The sequence below is a fragment of the Chryseobacterium nakagawai genome (assembly GCF_900637665.1).
Lineage (GTDB): Bacteria > Bacteroidota > Bacteroidia > Flavobacteriales > Weeksellaceae > Chryseobacterium > Chryseobacterium nakagawai.
Genome location: NZ_LR134386.1, coordinates 4,345,167 through 4,361,541, shown reverse-complemented (window position 1 = coordinate 4,361,541; position 16,375 = coordinate 4,345,167). Strand labels below are relative to the sequence as shown.

The window sequence follows — 16,375 nt, the reverse complement described above, 5'->3', positions numbered from 1 at the left end:
CTCCCGAATAATCACCTTTCACTCCCTAATACACTATATATAATTCACTATACCTATAGCTTTGCCAGCTGAAACTAAGATATTTACTATTTGGAATGAATCGGACTATTTTAATGAAGAATTACAGGCTTGCGCTGTATCTTGGACTGGCCATCGCATCGCCGGCAGTTCTGGCACAGAAAAAAGACACTGTAAAAACGACCAAGGACAAAACCGAAAAAGCAGATCTTTCATCATCAAAGAAGGCAAAAAAGATTGACGAACTGATTAAAAAAGGAACTTACAAAAAAGGGATTTTCAATACCATTCAGGTAAAAACAGATCTTTATTTTGAAATTCCTGACAGTTTGATGGGACGTCAGTTTTTGGTAGTGAACAAACTCTCTCAGGTACCAATGCAGGTGAATGAGGCAGGCCTTAATAAAGGAATGAACTATGAAAATAAGATCATTTCTTTTTACAGGGACAAAGTTGCCAAAAAAGTATGGGTGAAAACTTCTGAAGCGAAGGTATCTTCTCCTAAAAATGATGCTATTACAAAATCTGTTAAAGACAATTTTTCAGAATCTGTGATTGAGGTTTTTGATATTGAGGCCCAAAACAATGATTCTACTTCGGTAGCGATTAAAGTGAATAAGGTTTTTGACGGAAATCAGAAAAGCTTTAATGACGTGTTGGCTAATGTAGGTCTTGGTGGATCAGTAAAATCAAGTCTTTCGTTTATTGAAGGAGTAAAAACATTTCCAGAAAACCTTGTGGTGAAATCTCAATTGAGTACTTCTGTGAATGAAGGCGGTGTGGATCTTCCGGTAACTCTTGGAGTAACCAGTAATCTGGTATTGCTTCCTAAAGTTCCCATGAAACCAAGGGTGGCAGATGCAAGAGTAGGATTTTTCAGTGAAAAGCATTGGTTCTTTAATGACCAGCAGCAGAAAATGGATGAGAAATTCTTCATTACGCGTTGGAACTTAGAGCCTAAAGATGAAGACAAGGAAAAATATCTGAGAGGTGAACTGGTAGAACCTAAAAAGCAGATTGTTTATTATATAGATCCTTCCACACCCAAACAATGGCGTGAAAAGATCATTGCAGGAGTTCATGACTGGCAGGTGGCATTCGAGCAGGCAGGGTTCAAAAATGCTGTCATTGCTAAGATGCCGGATGAAAAAGATGAAGACTTTGATATTGATGACGTAAGATATTCCGTAATCACATACGCTGCTTCTCCTAAGTCTAATGCAATGGGACCATCTGTAGTAGATCCTAGAAGTGGTGAGATCCTAGAAGCAGATATCATTTGGTGGCACAATGTAATGACTTCTCTTCAGGAGTGGATGAGAATTCAGATAGGGCCTATAGATGCTAGAGCAAGAGGAAATAAATTCAGTGATGAATATATGGGTGAAGCGATTCGTTTTGTATCCTCTCATGAAGTGGGGCATACTTTCGGATTGAAACACAATATGGGATCTTCTTTTGCATTCCCGGTAGAATCTCTTCGTTCTAAAGAATTTACCGATAAAATGGGGGGAACAGCTCCTTCTATCATGGATTATGCCCGTTACAATTACGTGGCACAGCCGGAAGATGGTGTTACTGCAATCACTCCGAAGATCGGAATCTATGATAAATATGCAATTGAGTGGGGCTACCGTTGGTATCCTGATGAATTCGTAGAGAAAAAGGCGCTTAGAAATTTAATAGAAAAGCATGAAGACGATCCGTTGTATTTCTATGGTGAACAACAAAGTTACCTGGAAACAATAGATCCGCGTTCGCAGTCTGAAGATCTGGGTGATGACGCGATGAAAGCCAGCGAATATGGAATGAAAAACCTGAAAGTTGTAGCCAATAATCTTTTAAAATGGACTTATGAGGACGGTAAAGATTATACAGATGCAGGAAGATTATACATGGGCGTTATTGGCCAATGGGATCTGTATACAGGACATGTAATGGCTAACGTAGGAGGAATTTACCTGAATAACACGGTTTTTGGTAATAAGAAAAAGGCTTATGAAGCAGTTCCTGCTGAAACCCAGAAAAGAGCAGTGGATTATCTTGTTAAAAACTCGATCAACCTTCCAGAATGGTTATTCTTTAATCCGATTACTGAGAAAACATATTCGGTTAAAAATTCACCTATGGGACCATTTGAGCAGACTCCATATACTTTAGCGAGAGGAATGCAGTATGCTAATATTTACTCCCTGTTTATGGATGACAGATTGCTTAGACTCCTTGAGAACGAGTTGAAGCATGAAGTTTCTGGTTCAAAAGAGAAAATCTACACGGTAGAAAACTTATTTGAACAGGTAAGAACAGCCATTTTTAACAAGAAAGGAAGCCTTACGATGCTTGAGAAGATGGCACAAAAGAACTACGTGGATGCATTGATTGTTTCGGTGAACAAATTATTCGAAAAAACAGCCGTAAAAACATTGAAGACAGATCAGACATTAAATATGCCAATGATCTGCAACTATCATGAAGAAGGTAAAAACCTTAGAAACATCAATTATTCATCCATGAAGAGAGTATCTGAAGTAACTACGTACAAAAGAGCAGAATTACAAAAAGTTCTGAGCTTCTTGAATGGAACCAGATACAGAGGTGATGACGCTTCAAGAGCACATTACACAGATTTAATTATTCGTATTGAAGAGGCTTTAAACAAATAAACAGCAATGAAAAAAACTCTAATCCTTTTACCTCTTTTAGCGGCTCAGGTTGCGTTGGCTCAGGAAAAAAAGACCATTACAGGAAAGATAGAAGACGGTAATACTTCCAGCGTAATTGCAGGAGCATCTATCAAAATAGAAACCCAGTCTGTTTCTACAAAAACTGATCTGGACGGAATTATCGAAAGTGTATCTGTAGGTACAGTAGCTGATAAGGATGGGAAATTTATACTGGAAATTCCAGTAGGAACTAAATCTATCCTGGTAAGTTCTCCAGGGTATGAATCCCGTATCATTCTAATCAATGAAGATAAAACAAACTATATCGTAAGATTGGTTTCTGAAGTTTCAGATAAAAATAAGATTCAGGAAGTAATCATTACGGGATATCAGAAGATTGAAAAACGTAAGCAGACTTCAGCGGTTGCTACCGTAAAAATGGATAACATCAGCCAGGCTGGGGTGGCGAGTGTAGACCAGATGCTATCCGGGCAGATTGCCGGGGTAGTAGTGACTCCGGAAACAGGGTCTCCGGGTGGACCTGCAAAGATCAGAATCCGTGGAACAGCTTCTCTATCTGGGCCGCAGGACCCGCTATGGGTAATTGATGGTCTTCCATTAGAAGGAAATGATGTTCCAAACTTCAGTGATAAAGATAATATTGACCAGCTTCAGAACTTTTCCATTGCTGGGTTGAACCCGAATGATATTGAAGATATTACTATTCTGAAAGATGCTGCAGCAACGGCTATTTATGGAGCCAGAGCAGCGAACGGAGTAATTTCCATTACCACAAAAAGAGGAAAGAAAGGGAGTATGAGGTTAAACTTCTCTGCGGATACTTTCGTAACTGCCCGTCCTGATTTTGAAAAATTAAACCTGATGAATGCATCAGAGAAAGTAGATCTTGAATTAATGCTTGCCCAGCGTGCAGATCTTACTTACCGTGCAGATAAAGGAGAGGTGATGAGAATTTTAACTCAGAATAACCAGCTTAATGATTTTAGAACTGGTGGTCTGGGAGCTTTAAGTCCATTGACTCTTAACCAAATCAATGCGTTAAGAAACAACACCACTGATTGGGGAAAACTGTTATACAGAAATGCCATCAATAAACAGTATGGAGTAAGTATTTCCGGAGGTGGAGAAACTTCAGATTACTATTTCTCTTTAGGGTACTATGATGAAGAAGGGACAACGATTGGTACAGGATTTAAACGTTATAACCTGACTTTAAAGAATAATTATAAGTTAAGTGATAAATTAACGGCTGGGATCTCTGTTTTCGGTACTCAGAGCGAGAAAGAGTCCTTTATGACGGATGCTGATGCTTCTGCAAGCCCTATCAATTATTCAAGAAATGCTAACCCGTACATGAATCCGTTCAATCCGGATGGAAGTTACAGATATGATAAAGATATCGATGGTTTCGCGGATACTTATATTCCTTTCAACTTCCTTGAAGAAAGACAAAATACAAGTTATACGCTGAAAAACCATTCATTAAAGGCTATTTTAGATTTGGAATATAAAGTTTCAAAAAATCTGAAATTCACGTCTCAGTTAGGTATTCAGTATGATACTAACAAGACGGAAAAATATGCCGGACAAGAGACATATTTTACCAGAAAGATGAAGGAAGGTACCCGTTATTATAAAGATGGAGGGTATAAATATTTCCTTCCTGCCGGAGACATCAAACAAAACTGGGATAATGATTTCTTCCAATACAACTGGAAATTACAGGGAACTTACAGTACGAAAATCAATTCTGTACATGAAATTGATTTGATGGCAGGAACGGAGCTTCGTAAAACGGAAGATAACACAACGCTTACCAGAGCTTTTGGATATAACAAAAATACAAGAACAGCAACTCCAATTGCTTTCCCAAGTGCCAATTTCGCTGCTGAAAAGAAGTATGAAACATACCGCGAAATGCCACCTGTAGAGAATGCATATGCTTCTATGTTTGCTACAGCATCCTATACTTACGATCAGAAATATACTTTCTTCGGAAGTGTAAGATATGACGGGACGAACTTATTTGGAGTTAACAAAAAGTATAAATATCTTCCAATATGGGCTGTTTCCGGTTCATGGCTGGTAACGAAGGAGAATTTCATGCAGAATGTAACACCTGTTTCCAACCTAAGATTGAGAGCGTCTTATGGTCTACAGGGAAATATTGACCGTAATACTTCGCCTTTCTTTATTGGGGAATACAATTATGCGAATATTCTTCCGGGAATGAGGGAAGATGTCATCAATGTGATCAGTCCGCCAAATGATAAACTTCGTTGGGAAAAAACAACCAATGTCAACTTTGGTCTTGATTTAGGATTATTCAAAAACCGAATTAACCTTACCGCTGATATATACAGCAGAAAGGGAACGGATATGATCAGTATGAAGGAAACTCCTCTTGAATCAGGTTTTGAGTATACCATGATGAACTGGGGAAGCCTTACGAACAAAGGTTTTGAATTGGCGTTATCTACAAGAAACATCGATAAAGAAAACTTCAAATGGTCTACTACCATCAACTTTGCTCACAATAAGAGTAGAGTATTGAGTGAGCAGCCTCGTGATAATGCGATGTTGCCATCTAGAGAGGGACTTCCTGTAAATGCCATTTTTGCTTTAAAAACAGCGGGAATGGATGCTTCAGGAAACCCATTATTCTGGAGAGGAAATGAAAAAGTATCTGCTGAAGATTTCTTCAAACTGTATGATGTATATGCAGACTTTCTTCCGGGGCAGTTTGTAGATACAAAATTAACAAATGAAGAACTGAGAAACCTCTTTACTTACGTAGGAGACAGAGATCCTAAGTTTACCGGAGGGATCATCAACAACTTTAAGGTTAAGAATTTTGACCTTACGGTTTCTGCAACATTCAACTTTAAGCAGACAGTAATGCGCAGTCCTTCTTACAGAGGAATGGAGCTTGATAGAGGAAGAAACTATACAAGAGAAATCTATGAAGCCGGAGGTTCATTACCAGGAATTACAAGTCCTGATATGGATGCAAACCCTAACGGCTGGATGGCTAATAAATGGTTTGCGGGTAACCGTTCCAACACGTATGGATTGCTTGATGTATGGGCAAAGGAAATCAGTTATGTAAGAATCAGCAGTATCCGTCTGGGCTATACACTTCCAAAAGAGTTTACGGCACCTATGGGAATTAGCAGTTTGAGACTGAGTGTGGAAGGACGTAACCTGTTTGTATTCAGTAATGGGTATAAAGGATATTTTGATCCGGAAACGTATGGTAATATTTATGCACAGCCTATTGCTAAATCTGTGACAGTAGGATTTAATGTTTCTTTTTAAAACTTGAAAAAATGAAAAAAATAACAACTATTATAGCATTAGCGGTTATCAGCTTTACCTCTGTAGGATGTGACAGATTTTTGGATATTCAGCCAGAAGGAAAAGTAATTCCAACCAATGTTGAAGATTACCGTAAAGTTCTTACCTCAGCGTATGCAAAATATCCTAACCATAAATCTTTGTCAGTTCTTCGTACTGATGAGATAACGATCAACGAAAATATCAGTGATTTCAATGTTTATCGTGAAATTGCGATGTGGAAAGATGCGAATAATGATTCCGCAACGGCAGAATTTCCATGGGTGAGATTTTATTCAGTAATTTTTTACCTGAATCAGATCATTAACGAAGGTGTTAAAACAATGGCAGATTCTCCTGAGAAGCAGCAAATTCTTGCAGAAGCCTATGCATTGCGTGCTTATACCTATTTTGATATGGTTAATCTGTATGCAAAACCGTACAATAGTGCTACAGCTTCTACAGACAGAGGTGTTCCTATCAATCTTGAAATGGATATTGAAGCTGTATTGAAGCCATCCAGCGTACAGGAAGTTTATAATCTGATTCATGCAGATATGAGTAAGGCAGAAGGTCTTATGGTAGAGCAGAAGCAGGCCGCGGGTATCAACTATAGATTCTCTAAGATTGCATTAATGGCTTTACAGGCCAGAACAGCTCTTTATCAAAATGACTGGAACAAAGCTTTGTATTATGCAGAACAGGCATTAGCTATGAAAGGGGATTTGGTTGACCTGAATACAAGTACTACTGCACCTCATCACTATATGTCTGTAGAATCTATTATGGCGTTGGATGATGTATTTGACAGTGCTGCACAGAACTTATCTTTTGCCTCTTCTGAGCTGATCTCAAAATTTAATAGCAATACAGATAAAAGGTTCAAACTTTCTTTTGAAAAAAATGGAAGTCAGTATAAGATCATCAAAAAAGGAAGTTCAGAATTTAAGGTATCTTTCAGAACTACAGAAATGTATTTTATAAAATCTGAAGCTTTACTGAAATTGAATAAACTTGATGAAGCAAAGCAAACGTTATTAAAAGTTCTTAAAAACAGATATACTCCGGAAGGATATACTACTGTTCAGAATGCAATAACCCCAATGAATGCTGCAGACTTTATGAATTTCATCCTTGATGAAAGAGCCAGAGAGTTTGCTGTAGAAGGGCACAGATGGTTTGATCTGAGAAGAGCCAACCAGAAAGAAATTAAACATACCATTAACGGTAAAGACTATATTCTTCAGCAGAATGATCCGAGATATACGATAGAATATCCAATGAGTGCGAAGAAGAATAATCCTAATTTATAACATATTCATATTAACAACCCCTGAAACCGCTAGAGCTTAATCGTTCTAGCGGTTTTTTTGTACTTTTGTATTTATGAAAATTGCCATTATAGAAGATGAATTGCTGGCTGTTAATTATCTGAAAGATCTTTTGGATAAACAAAGCATCGTTCCTGTTACGGAAGTCGTAGTTCTTCGTTCTAAAAAAAAGGCAATAGACTTCTTTGAAAACGATGCTGCCGATCTTATTTTTATGGATATTCATCTTGGTGACGGGATGAGTCTGGAGATCTTTGAACAGGTAGAACTTTTTACTCCTATTATTTTTATTACGGCATTTGATGAATATGCAATGCGTGTTTTCAAGCATTTTACCATAGATTATCTCCTGAAGCCTTTTGAAGAAGAAGATTTGCATCAGGCATTACAGAAATTTGTTTCCATCAGGAATAATTTTGATCCTGAACCTGTATTGAAATCTATTTCCACCTTACGGCAAGGAGAAGATGCCGAGGTGATGAAACGTTTTATGGTAAGAGAGGGAAATAAGCTAAAGTCTGTAGATGAACAAAATACTGCTTATTTCTTTGCATCCGGGAAATACCTTTTCCTGACGACAATGGATAACCAAACCTATATTTATGATGATACCATCAAGGATATTATCCAAAAGCTGAATCCACAGGTTTTCTTTAAAGTAAACCGTAAGTTTATTATCAATAAAGAAGCGATTACAGAAATTATCAAGCACTCTAGTCAGAAAGTAGAATTAAAACTTTCTCCGAAACCGGAAGTGAGCGCTGAGGTATTTATTAGTAAAACGCAGATTACGGAGTGTCTGAACTGGCTGAAGAATTAATGGGGCTAAAGGTTTGATGCTGGAATAGGGAAGTACTTGTAGTAAGAATACATTCTTAAGTTCTTTTTATATTGTCATTAAATCCTTTTTTGAATTTTCAAGTTTTGTCATTGGCTACGCCGAATCTTCGATTTCTGACGAAGGAAGAATCTCAATATCCCTCTTCCAGCTTCTCAATCTTTCCCTATCCATTTTTTTTGTATTTTCCCTACCGAAAACTAATTGTTTAAACTCAGGACTATGAAAATATACTTATTGCTTACTGTAATACTTTCAGGTGTCGTATTTTCACAAAAGATACAGCTCAAAAAAGATAAGATTTTTTTCAATGAAAAGGAAGTAGGAATTCTAAAATCACCTTACAGAGATCATTTTGAGTTTTATAATCTGGCTAATGAAAAGGTTTTTGATGCCGATTTAAAAGGCGTTACGCTAGCAAAAGAACAGTTTCTATATTATCTGGATATGAAATCTGCAGATGGAAAAGCCACTCAAATTCCTTATGAAGTATTGATTACCTCATTTAAGGTGGATCGAATTGTAGCGTATCAATTGGCCGTAAAATATCACCTTTTCAATGAAAACGGTTTTGATAAGGCAGAACTGCAAAAATTCTTTACTACTCCGAGAGAAAATCTGGGTGACAAATATCTGGCTGCAAAAACTAGCAGTATTGCAGAAGATAATGCAAGAAAAAGCAGATTGGATAACATCAGAAGTCTTTATAACCCTAGAATGGGATCCAATGGAGAAATTTTGATCAATAATGGAGGCTTTCAATCTAAAATTATTGGATATTCAAGAGCGTTTAATTGTGTAGGATTCAATAATACAGGACCGTGTTTGGAAGTGAGTGATCTGGATGGGGTGAAGGTGGCTTCTATGTATCAAACCAATCAGGGATTAAAGACGTATTTGGTAAGAACTTTTGATAATAATGAATTTACCTTTACCGCGACAAGACCTTATGCGCCTTCAGATTATGCATTTATCAATGAGTTTGTTGCCAATCTTTTTATTGAAGGTTATACGCTAGAACATCAGGCTTACTATAAAAACCAGGAACTTCATCAGGCAAAAATGAATGATGCAGTGAATCGCAGTATCAATTTATATGATGTTCCGGGGTATTTGGTTGAGAAATCAGGTAAGAAAACAGAAGGATCAATGACCATCTGGTTTGAAATGCTCGATCCGGAAAGAACAGGGCAGAAATTGCCGCAGGATGGAGCCGATCGGTTTGGGCAGCGTGTAACGTTGAAGAAAAGATTACCAGGTATGAATAGTATGGCGACCAAAGTATATGATGCCGATTCAGGAGTACATTTCTGTGTTTCTCAGAATGGAAACGAAGAATGTTACTACGGATTGGATGTAAAAGGAGAGTTCATGAAAAAAATGCAGAATTATGGAAGCCTGCATGGTAATAATTCCTATTTCTACAGGTTGGTTGCAAAAGAGAATAAGATTATGCTCCTTCAGGATCCTGTGGAACTTCAAAAATATGTAATCAAAACAGATCTGCAACCTAAAGGACAGATGCTGGACAACAGATCCAATGATAAACTTTCCGAAAAGCTGGCAGACTATCTTAAAGACTGTAAGCTAGTTTCTGATCAGCTTAAAAATGAAAGTCTTGATCTTAAGAATGAGGAAAACCTGATACAGATCATTTCTGACTATAGTAAGTGTAAAAAATAGAGATGAAAACGATAAGTTACGAGAATGTATATGGCCAGCTTATTACGGAAGAAGAGATTCAAAGTGCCCAGATCTTTACCCGAATTATTAAAGTTGATTCCATAGCAAAAATTAAGGAAGAATTCTTTTATGGAAAATTGAGTAATGTTGTATTTTATCAGGAAGGAGAAACTATTGATGAAATATTCGGTCAGTATCCGGAACTCAATGTTATTGATATTGCAAAAAGAAAAGAAGTTCATGGAAATTATGTGATAGAAGAGATCTTCGGATATTGTAAAAATGAAGGATTAAAGCTGCATTCATTTAATATAAATGATGTCGTAAGGGGAAAGACCATTTGTTTTGGAGACTATGATTCACAGACGGGTAATATTATTTTAAAAAGTGTCATGAAAATACAATATGATCAATTTTTGGATATTGCCTATTATTTCTATTATAACAGTTTAGGTAAAATAGATCGTATTGAAGAAGTAAGTGGTGAAAGAGGATATAATGAATACTCTCAATCCTATTATAATAATGTGTTACCTCTGTTTCCTGAAATATAATTAATGTAAATGAATACAATAATAAGTTACGAAAACGAATATTTTGAATCTATCACAGAGGAAAAGGCACTGGTTTCCCATGAATTTGTGAAAGTTATAAAGATTAATGGTCAAACAAAAATCAGAGAAGAATATGTTGGAAATACGATCGTTGAGGTCACTTATTATCAGGAAACAGAAACTATTGCTGAGATTTTAGATCTATATCCGCCACCAATACTGGTTGATATTATTCATAGAAAAGAAATGCAGGGGAATTATCTGAGAGAAGAGGTTGCTACTTACAATGATCGTGTGAGTGGACTTTGTGCATTTAGTATAGTGCATCATACTACTGAACAATGTATTTGCTTTGGCACTTATGATTCTGAAACAGGAGAAGTGAAAAAAAATAGTGTTGTTAAAACGAAATATGATGCTTCCGGGGATGTGGCATATACGTATTATTATGACTTATCTGGTAAAATATATGTTATTGAGAAAGGAGATGGGGGAAATTTTTCCGGAGAATTTCCTGAAAGTTACTATAATTACACTTTACCTTTATTTCCTGAAATAAATAATATCCAAGATATGGGACTTTCGTAACAGATTATAATCCATATTCTAATAACCTCTACAAAAATGAAATTCCTTTGTGAGAATCAGTAGACAAAATTAGCTCAAAATTAATACCAGTAAACATTATGAATCAGAATATAGCAGACCAGTACAACCTCACTTTTGAAGATGAAGTACAGGATTGGGGAATACACGGGAAGAGCATCAATAAAATTGTAAATACTAATTATCAATATTTAACCACTTTTTTGAATAGTTGGAACTCTGCGGAACAGATCAATGCTTCATTATTACCGGATATTAATGATGGATTGAACAATCCACATGAAGAAATTGATAGTGATGCTGCTACCATAGATATTATCATTCACAGGAATGAGGTAGATTTTTATGATGATGTAAAAGGATATGTAGGCAGTATTCCCTTGCAGGACTTTAAAGAAATTATAATAGAATGGAGAGATTTCCTGAAAAGAACCCCATCAGGTGGATCGAAAGTTCGTCGTATTTTTAACTTTTTTTGAGTGTAAACTATTTTCTTTGGAACTTAGATATATTTATGAACCCTTTACTACTAAAGAAAGTTACTTAAATACAAAGTCTTATCAAAATTTATTAATACATATTAAAAAAAAAATAATCTCTGCTTATAATAAATAAAAAACCAATGAAATGAGCGCAAAAATGATTTTTTTTACCACTCCTTATGATGAGGAATTTCTTACTGAAGAAGAAGCATTGGAGATAGGGAACTATAGAAAACAGATATGGATCAATAATGCTTTAAAAAAAGAAGAATCCTATAGAGAAAACCAGCTTTGGGGTGGAGTTTATTATTTATCACCTGAAGAGAACGTTGTAGAGATATTGATTGCATTGGGGCAAAATCTGAATTGGACTCTTAAAGATAATGAGCAGAAAGTAAAGGGTTACACGGTTTGGGATTGTAAGTTTTATAATGCTCTGGAGCAAGCACCTACATACTCAAAAATCGTTTTGGATGCTGATGGAAAAAAAATAGCCACAATCACGCATGACAGTCTTACTCATCAGGTAAAAGGAGGATTGAAGACTTATGAATTTGGAAATCAGTCTATTCCATGGGGAGGTTCTGATGATGTATTTGATGAAGATTCTGATATCGTTTTCATATTTGGTGAAGATGGTGAAGTAGATGCTGTACATGTGAGTGATTTTCTTTTTAGCAATGATTTTACTTATACAGCTTCCCAGTTCTTCCGTGCTGCGGGTAATTTTTTTAAGGAAATGGGGCTTTCTGATCAAGAAATATATTATTATACCCATGCAGAGCCTCTGGTTCCTAATTTTTAAATTTAGCATGGGTATACTTTTGAATGAAAAATAAGAATAATATATTTTGAACTGGATGACTTATGTGATTATCTCATTTGAACCTATACTTTTACCTTCTGTTTAAAATGATTTCAACATGAACTTAAAAGACTTTACCATGATCAATCACCAAATAAGTTTTAATAATCCATATTACGCTAATCTGGAGAACTTATTGAATAACGATTTTAGAACCATAGTAAGTGTAAATCAATTTTTAACTGAGCTGGTTTACCTGAATGAAAATTGAGAGAATATAGCGGTAGAGAAGTATTTATAGAAAAAGAAGGCGGCTATTGGGATTGGCAGGATCTCTTAGATTTTAAAGTCACAGGAAACTGGTTTACATTTTTTAAATTTGAAGATCTTGGAGGTTATATTAATGTTGATACCAAAGCTTTTTATCTTGAAAACGCTCTACTTCCTAATGAATCAGTTATTGATATGCCATTGGAAGAGTTTATAGAAGTTTTACAACAATGGAAGCATATTCTAAACGAATAATTATCCAATAATTCACTCTATTGAGCGGATGTATAGCCTATCGCTTAATCAGCGGTTTGTTGCAAATCTCAGCCCTCTTAAAATAGCACATCTGAATAATTTTCCTCAATTTCATTAAGCTTTTGTTGGGACTCAGATTTTATACTTAATTTTCTATAGGCTTATCTTTCAATTCCTTTGTAAGGAATATAAACCTGTGGGGAATAGATGAGTATAATGAATTACTCAACAACAGCAGGCAGCGCAGTTGATGGATTTTTTAGAAAATTAAAAAAAGATATAATGCGTCAAGTTTTGACGTTGAGGGCTGCTACTTTTGTTTCAGAAATTAAACAACAAGCTATAATGATGATACCACTTTTTATGAAAATGATATTCACTATCCGAAAATCAAAGATCATAACAAAGGACTGTACCAATTTCACATTTTTTTATTAGAAAATATAACACGTCAAGTTTTGGCGTCAGCCTGAAATAGCTTTGCTTAAGAATCAAACACCAAATCACAAAATAGTAAACCATCCATGGATAAACCAAGTGAAAACAGAATAAAAAATCTCCATCCATTGGTAAGAAAAGAAGTCACACAGATTGTAAAAGAATGTGATGAAGCCCTTACCGGGAGAGCAAAAGTGAGGATTACTCAGGGATTAAGGTCCTTTAAGGAACAGGATGCATTATATGCGCAGGGAAGAACAAAAGCCGGAAAGAAAGTCACCAATGCCAAAGCCGGTCAAAGTGTTCACAATTACGGATTAGCGGTAGACATCTGCCTGATTATCGACGGAAAAGCAGCAAGTTGGGACACTGCGAAAGACTGGGATAATGATGGCGTAGCCGACTGGTACGAATGTGTGAAAATCTTTGCCAAACATGGCTGGGAATGGGGCGGAAACTGGAAAACCTTTAAAGACCTGTCGCACTTTGAGCGCAGATTTATCTGGAAAGGAGAGCGTAAGATCAACGCGACCTGGAGAAACTTACAAAATTTACCAAAAGATAAAGACGGATATGTAATTTTTACGAAATAGTCCCGGGATTATTTCCACTGTGAAAATCAATATTACAATCAACCGGAAGGATTGTACAGGAAGGATTTTGTCTTTACCGGAAAAAATAAAACACTTCTTATTGAACATTTGCTAAAACCTAAAAAAATCTGAATAAAAAATTATTGAAGCCGCTAAGATGCATGAAGAAAAATCATATTGGATTTTTAAGAAAAACACTTTTAAAAAATAACCAGGCTTACTATTCTTACAGCCTTCATTAACCTTAAGGGTTCAGAATACTTTTTCAGTTTTATCAGACTTATTATTACCACCGTCTTATCTTTTATTAACACCAAAAAAAATATATATGCCATACGAAATACCAGCGGGTACACCCGATGTATCCAAGAAATATATTGGCAGAAATGTCAGTAAGGAATTGATGCCTTCATCTTCCTTTTTTATTGATGTCAATACTGGTTATACTCAAACACCAGCTAATAAATTTGGAATTATAGGACAGGGAGAAAATTCAACATTCAGAACTACAGCTAAAATTTCCTATACGGGAAGTGTATTTGCTGCCTGTCAGGGATTTGTCCTTATCCAACCCAATAGTGCAGATCCCAATAAGGTAAATCTTATTTTAAAACCTTTTTCTCAACCGATTAAAGGGCTTTCAATTAAATATTTTATTTACAGGGGACTTAATAAGAACAGCTTTTTTACTGCAGACGGAAAAGTTGTTTCAACTGGAGCCCTTTCAGAATTTGTAACATTAGTCAGAAAGGATTTTACTGAATTTTACCAAAAATTAAATGTTACTGTTCCTCCTTTTTTAGCAGAATATATTGGATACCCAAGTTCAGATCCAAATATTCCTTCTAATCAGCGGCAGAAGGTGACCGATTTAATCGATGATTATTTTTTTAAAGCTGTACAAATTGAAAATGGAAATGAAAATGCAAAAGAAGCATACGAATTACCCATTATCCCTCGTGGAACACATTTAGGCAACGCTACCGGACAACTGGGAATTGATATTGTTTTGGATGAAGGAGATTATTCCCTTGAAAACGATCCCAATCCATTCCAGTTGAATCTGGGATTTGCCAGACTGGCAGAACATGTCTTAGATCCAGCTGCGGTTTCAACTATTTTTGAAAAGAAACTCTTAAAAGAATCTGCAGCCAACTTTATGGATATTGCGGCCTTCTACGGAATGCATGCCGAAACAAAAGGGAAAATTTATACGGCTCCGAATACTTCGATTAAAGATAAAGATGCCATCTATAATTTGATCAAAGATTTTAAAACGAGCAATACTTTTTATCTTTATATACAAAGTAACAGACAACGCTCTTATAATTATTATGGCAACTATAAAACCCCAACTGGGCTTAATATTAAAATAGGTGATGATGAGAATAGTTTGCAGACTCAAACTTTTGAAACAGAAACCTGGCCAGTGAAAATTTTTGATGCGAGTTCTTATACCAAGTATTTCCTAAGCTTATTGCATGACAAAAATTATAGGGGGAATTTATTTTTTATAGAAGTCGGAAAGCAGAAAGGAAAAAATAAAAAGAACAATTTTGCTATTGAAGGGGACTACATCAATTTTGCCACAAATGTTCAGTTGGATTACACTTTACCGATTGAATTTGAAATATCAGGTATTGCTTCCATTAACAGACTTATGTATCTGGGAGCCAACGTGACCTATGCAAACAATCAGAATACTTCATTTATTCATTATGATTATATGAAAGAGCTGTATCCTGTTATCAATGTCAGAAGCCGATTTAGCGGAACAGATACTGATGATTTTTCTAAAATTTCATATTACCATAATGCAGCAATTAATTTAAGTGATTTCTCTAATACACAATACCATTCTATCATTCAGAATCAGTTGATATTCTATAATGGAAAGAAAGAGGATGCCGGTAATATGGTTGAAAAAAGAAAGGTTTTATTATTGGGTAAAAAGAAAGATAACCTAGACAATGTCAATGCAAATGATGCTTTAAGTGCTTTCGGATCTGTTAACAGTTTTACTGTAAAACATAATGATAAGGATGATTATCTGAAGTTTTTGATTTTTGGTAACAGCAATTTTTCTATTTATCATAGGGAAATTACTGAAACAGAAGGTGATGTTGCATTTAAAGTTTTGAATATTAAAAAAGATAAAAGAGATGAACGTGCGTTCTTTTCGATAGGGGTTACACATACAGAATTTCAAAACATTATTAGTGCCGTTCCTCAAAATTCAGCCAATGTAAGATACTTTTTAAAGATTGTTGCTCCGAATGTAAGAGCGGATATTCATAATATAGGATATTATAAATATTCTCTTGGAGTTTCCTATGATAGTGCTCAAGGATTAGGTGTATCATTCCCTGCTAACGAAGTGTTTATCTATGGCGACAGACTCAATTTTCTTTGTTCTAAGGAGTTTTCTGAGTATGAATGGGGGACAGTTCCGGAAGAAACAGTTCCGGATGAGTAAATTTAT

At 35.7% G+C, this 16,375-nt stretch carries 12 protein-coding genes; all 12 read left to right on the top strand.

The annotated features are described in order from the left end of the window. Positions 1 to 95 precede the first annotated feature (95 nt). Complete coding sequence (locus EL260_RS19550) at positions 96 to 2,681, top strand: zinc-dependent metalloprotease (protein WP_123857195.1); 2,586 nt, start codon at positions 96 to 98, stop codon at positions 2,679 to 2,681. A 6-nt stretch (positions 2,682 to 2,687) separates the two neighbouring features. Next, the gene (locus EL260_RS19545; protein ID WP_123857194.1) at positions 2,688 to 6,020 is read left to right on the top strand and encodes a SusC/RagA family TonB-linked outer membrane protein; all 3,333 of its coding nucleotides are present in this window, start codon (positions 2,688 to 2,690) and stop codon (positions 6,018 to 6,020) included. Between the two features lie 11 nt (positions 6,021 to 6,031). Next, positions 6,032 to 7,351 carry a RagB/SusD family nutrient uptake outer membrane protein gene (locus EL260_RS19540; protein WP_123857193.1) on the top strand — a complete coding sequence of 440 codons (1,320 nt, stop codon included), beginning with the start codon at positions 6,032 to 6,034 and terminating at the stop codon, positions 7,349 to 7,351. Positions 7,352 to 7,424: 73 nt separating this feature from the next. Further along, positions 7,425 to 8,189, top strand: a complete 765-nt coding sequence (locus EL260_RS19535) for a LytR/AlgR family response regulator transcription factor (RefSeq protein ID WP_123857192.1) — start codon at positions 7,425 to 7,427, stop codon at positions 8,187 to 8,189. Between the two features lie 240 nt (positions 8,190 to 8,429). Next, the gene (locus EL260_RS19530; protein ID WP_123857191.1) at positions 8,430 to 9,890 is read left to right on the top strand and encodes a hypothetical protein; all 1,461 of its coding nucleotides are present in this window, start codon (positions 8,430 to 8,432) and stop codon (positions 9,888 to 9,890) included. Between the two features lie 2 nt (positions 9,891 to 9,892). Continuing rightward, complete coding sequence (locus tag EL260_RS19525) at positions 9,893 to 10,444, top strand: hypothetical protein (protein ID WP_123857190.1); 552 nt, start codon at positions 9,893 to 9,895, stop codon at positions 10,442 to 10,444. 9 nt (positions 10,445 to 10,453) lie between these two features. Further along, the gene (locus tag EL260_RS19520) at positions 10,454 to 11,032 is read left to right on the top strand and encodes a hypothetical protein (RefSeq protein WP_123857189.1); all 579 of its coding nucleotides are present in this window, start codon (positions 10,454 to 10,456) and stop codon (positions 11,030 to 11,032) included. Between the two features lie 98 nt (positions 11,033 to 11,130). Then, the gene (locus EL260_RS19515; protein ID WP_123857188.1) at positions 11,131 to 11,529 is read left to right on the top strand and encodes a hypothetical protein; all 399 of its coding nucleotides are present in this window, start codon (positions 11,131 to 11,133) and stop codon (positions 11,527 to 11,529) included. A gap of 148 nt (positions 11,530 to 11,677) precedes the next feature. Then, positions 11,678 to 12,337 carry a hypothetical protein gene (locus EL260_RS19510; RefSeq protein WP_123857187.1) on the top strand — a complete coding sequence of 220 codons (660 nt, stop codon included), beginning with the start codon at positions 11,678 to 11,680 and terminating at the stop codon, positions 12,335 to 12,337. Between the two features lie 267 nt (positions 12,338 to 12,604). Beyond that, positions 12,605 to 12,862, top strand: a complete 258-nt coding sequence (locus EL260_RS19505) for a hypothetical protein (RefSeq protein WP_123857186.1) — start codon at positions 12,605 to 12,607, stop codon at positions 12,860 to 12,862. 524 nt (positions 12,863 to 13,386) lie between these two features. Next, positions 13,387 to 13,893: a M15 family metallopeptidase gene (locus EL260_RS19500; protein WP_123857185.1), complete on the top strand. Its 507-nt coding sequence runs from the start codon at positions 13,387 to 13,389 to the stop codon at positions 13,891 to 13,893. 328 nt (positions 13,894 to 14,221) lie between these two features. After that, the gene (locus EL260_RS19495) at positions 14,222 to 16,369 is read left to right on the top strand and encodes a hypothetical protein (RefSeq protein ID WP_123857184.1); all 2,148 of its coding nucleotides are present in this window, start codon (positions 14,222 to 14,224) and stop codon (positions 16,367 to 16,369) included. Positions 16,370 to 16,375: the final 6 nt, after the last annotated feature.

What these genes read in the sequence shown, in the direction of transcription:
- EL260_RS19525 (WP_123857190.1), top strand. Translation starts at nt 9,893, where the DNA reads ATGAAAACGATAAGTTACGAGAATGTATATGGCCAGCTTATTACGGAA.
- EL260_RS19540 (WP_123857193.1), top strand. Translation starts at nt 6,032, where the DNA reads ATGAAAAAAATAACAACTATTATAGCATTAGCGGTTATCAGCTTTACC.
- EL260_RS19535 (WP_123857192.1), top strand. Translation starts at nt 7,425, where the DNA reads ATGAAAATTGCCATTATAGAAGATGAATTGCTGGCTGTTAATTATCTG.
- EL260_RS19520 (WP_123857189.1), top strand. Translation starts at nt 10,454, where the DNA reads ATGAATACAATAATAAGTTACGAAAACGAATATTTTGAATCTATCACA.
- EL260_RS19530 (WP_123857191.1), top strand. Translation starts at nt 8,430, where the DNA reads ATGAAAATATACTTATTGCTTACTGTAATACTTTCAGGTGTCGTATTT.
- EL260_RS19510 (WP_123857187.1), top strand. Translation starts at nt 11,678, where the DNA reads ATGAGCGCAAAAATGATTTTTTTTACCACTCCTTATGATGAGGAATTT.
- EL260_RS19495 (WP_123857184.1), top strand. Translation starts at nt 14,222, where the DNA reads ATGCCATACGAAATACCAGCGGGTACACCCGATGTATCCAAGAAATAT.
- EL260_RS19515 (WP_123857188.1), top strand. Translation starts at nt 11,131, where the DNA reads ATGAATCAGAATATAGCAGACCAGTACAACCTCACTTTTGAAGATGAA.
- EL260_RS19545 (WP_123857194.1), top strand. Translation starts at nt 2,688, where the DNA reads ATGAAAAAAACTCTAATCCTTTTACCTCTTTTAGCGGCTCAGGTTGCG.
- EL260_RS19500 (WP_123857185.1), top strand. Translation starts at nt 13,387, where the DNA reads ATGGATAAACCAAGTGAAAACAGAATAAAAAATCTCCATCCATTGGTA.
- EL260_RS19550 (WP_123857195.1), top strand. Translation starts at nt 96, where the DNA reads ATGAATCGGACTATTTTAATGAAGAATTACAGGCTTGCGCTGTATCTT.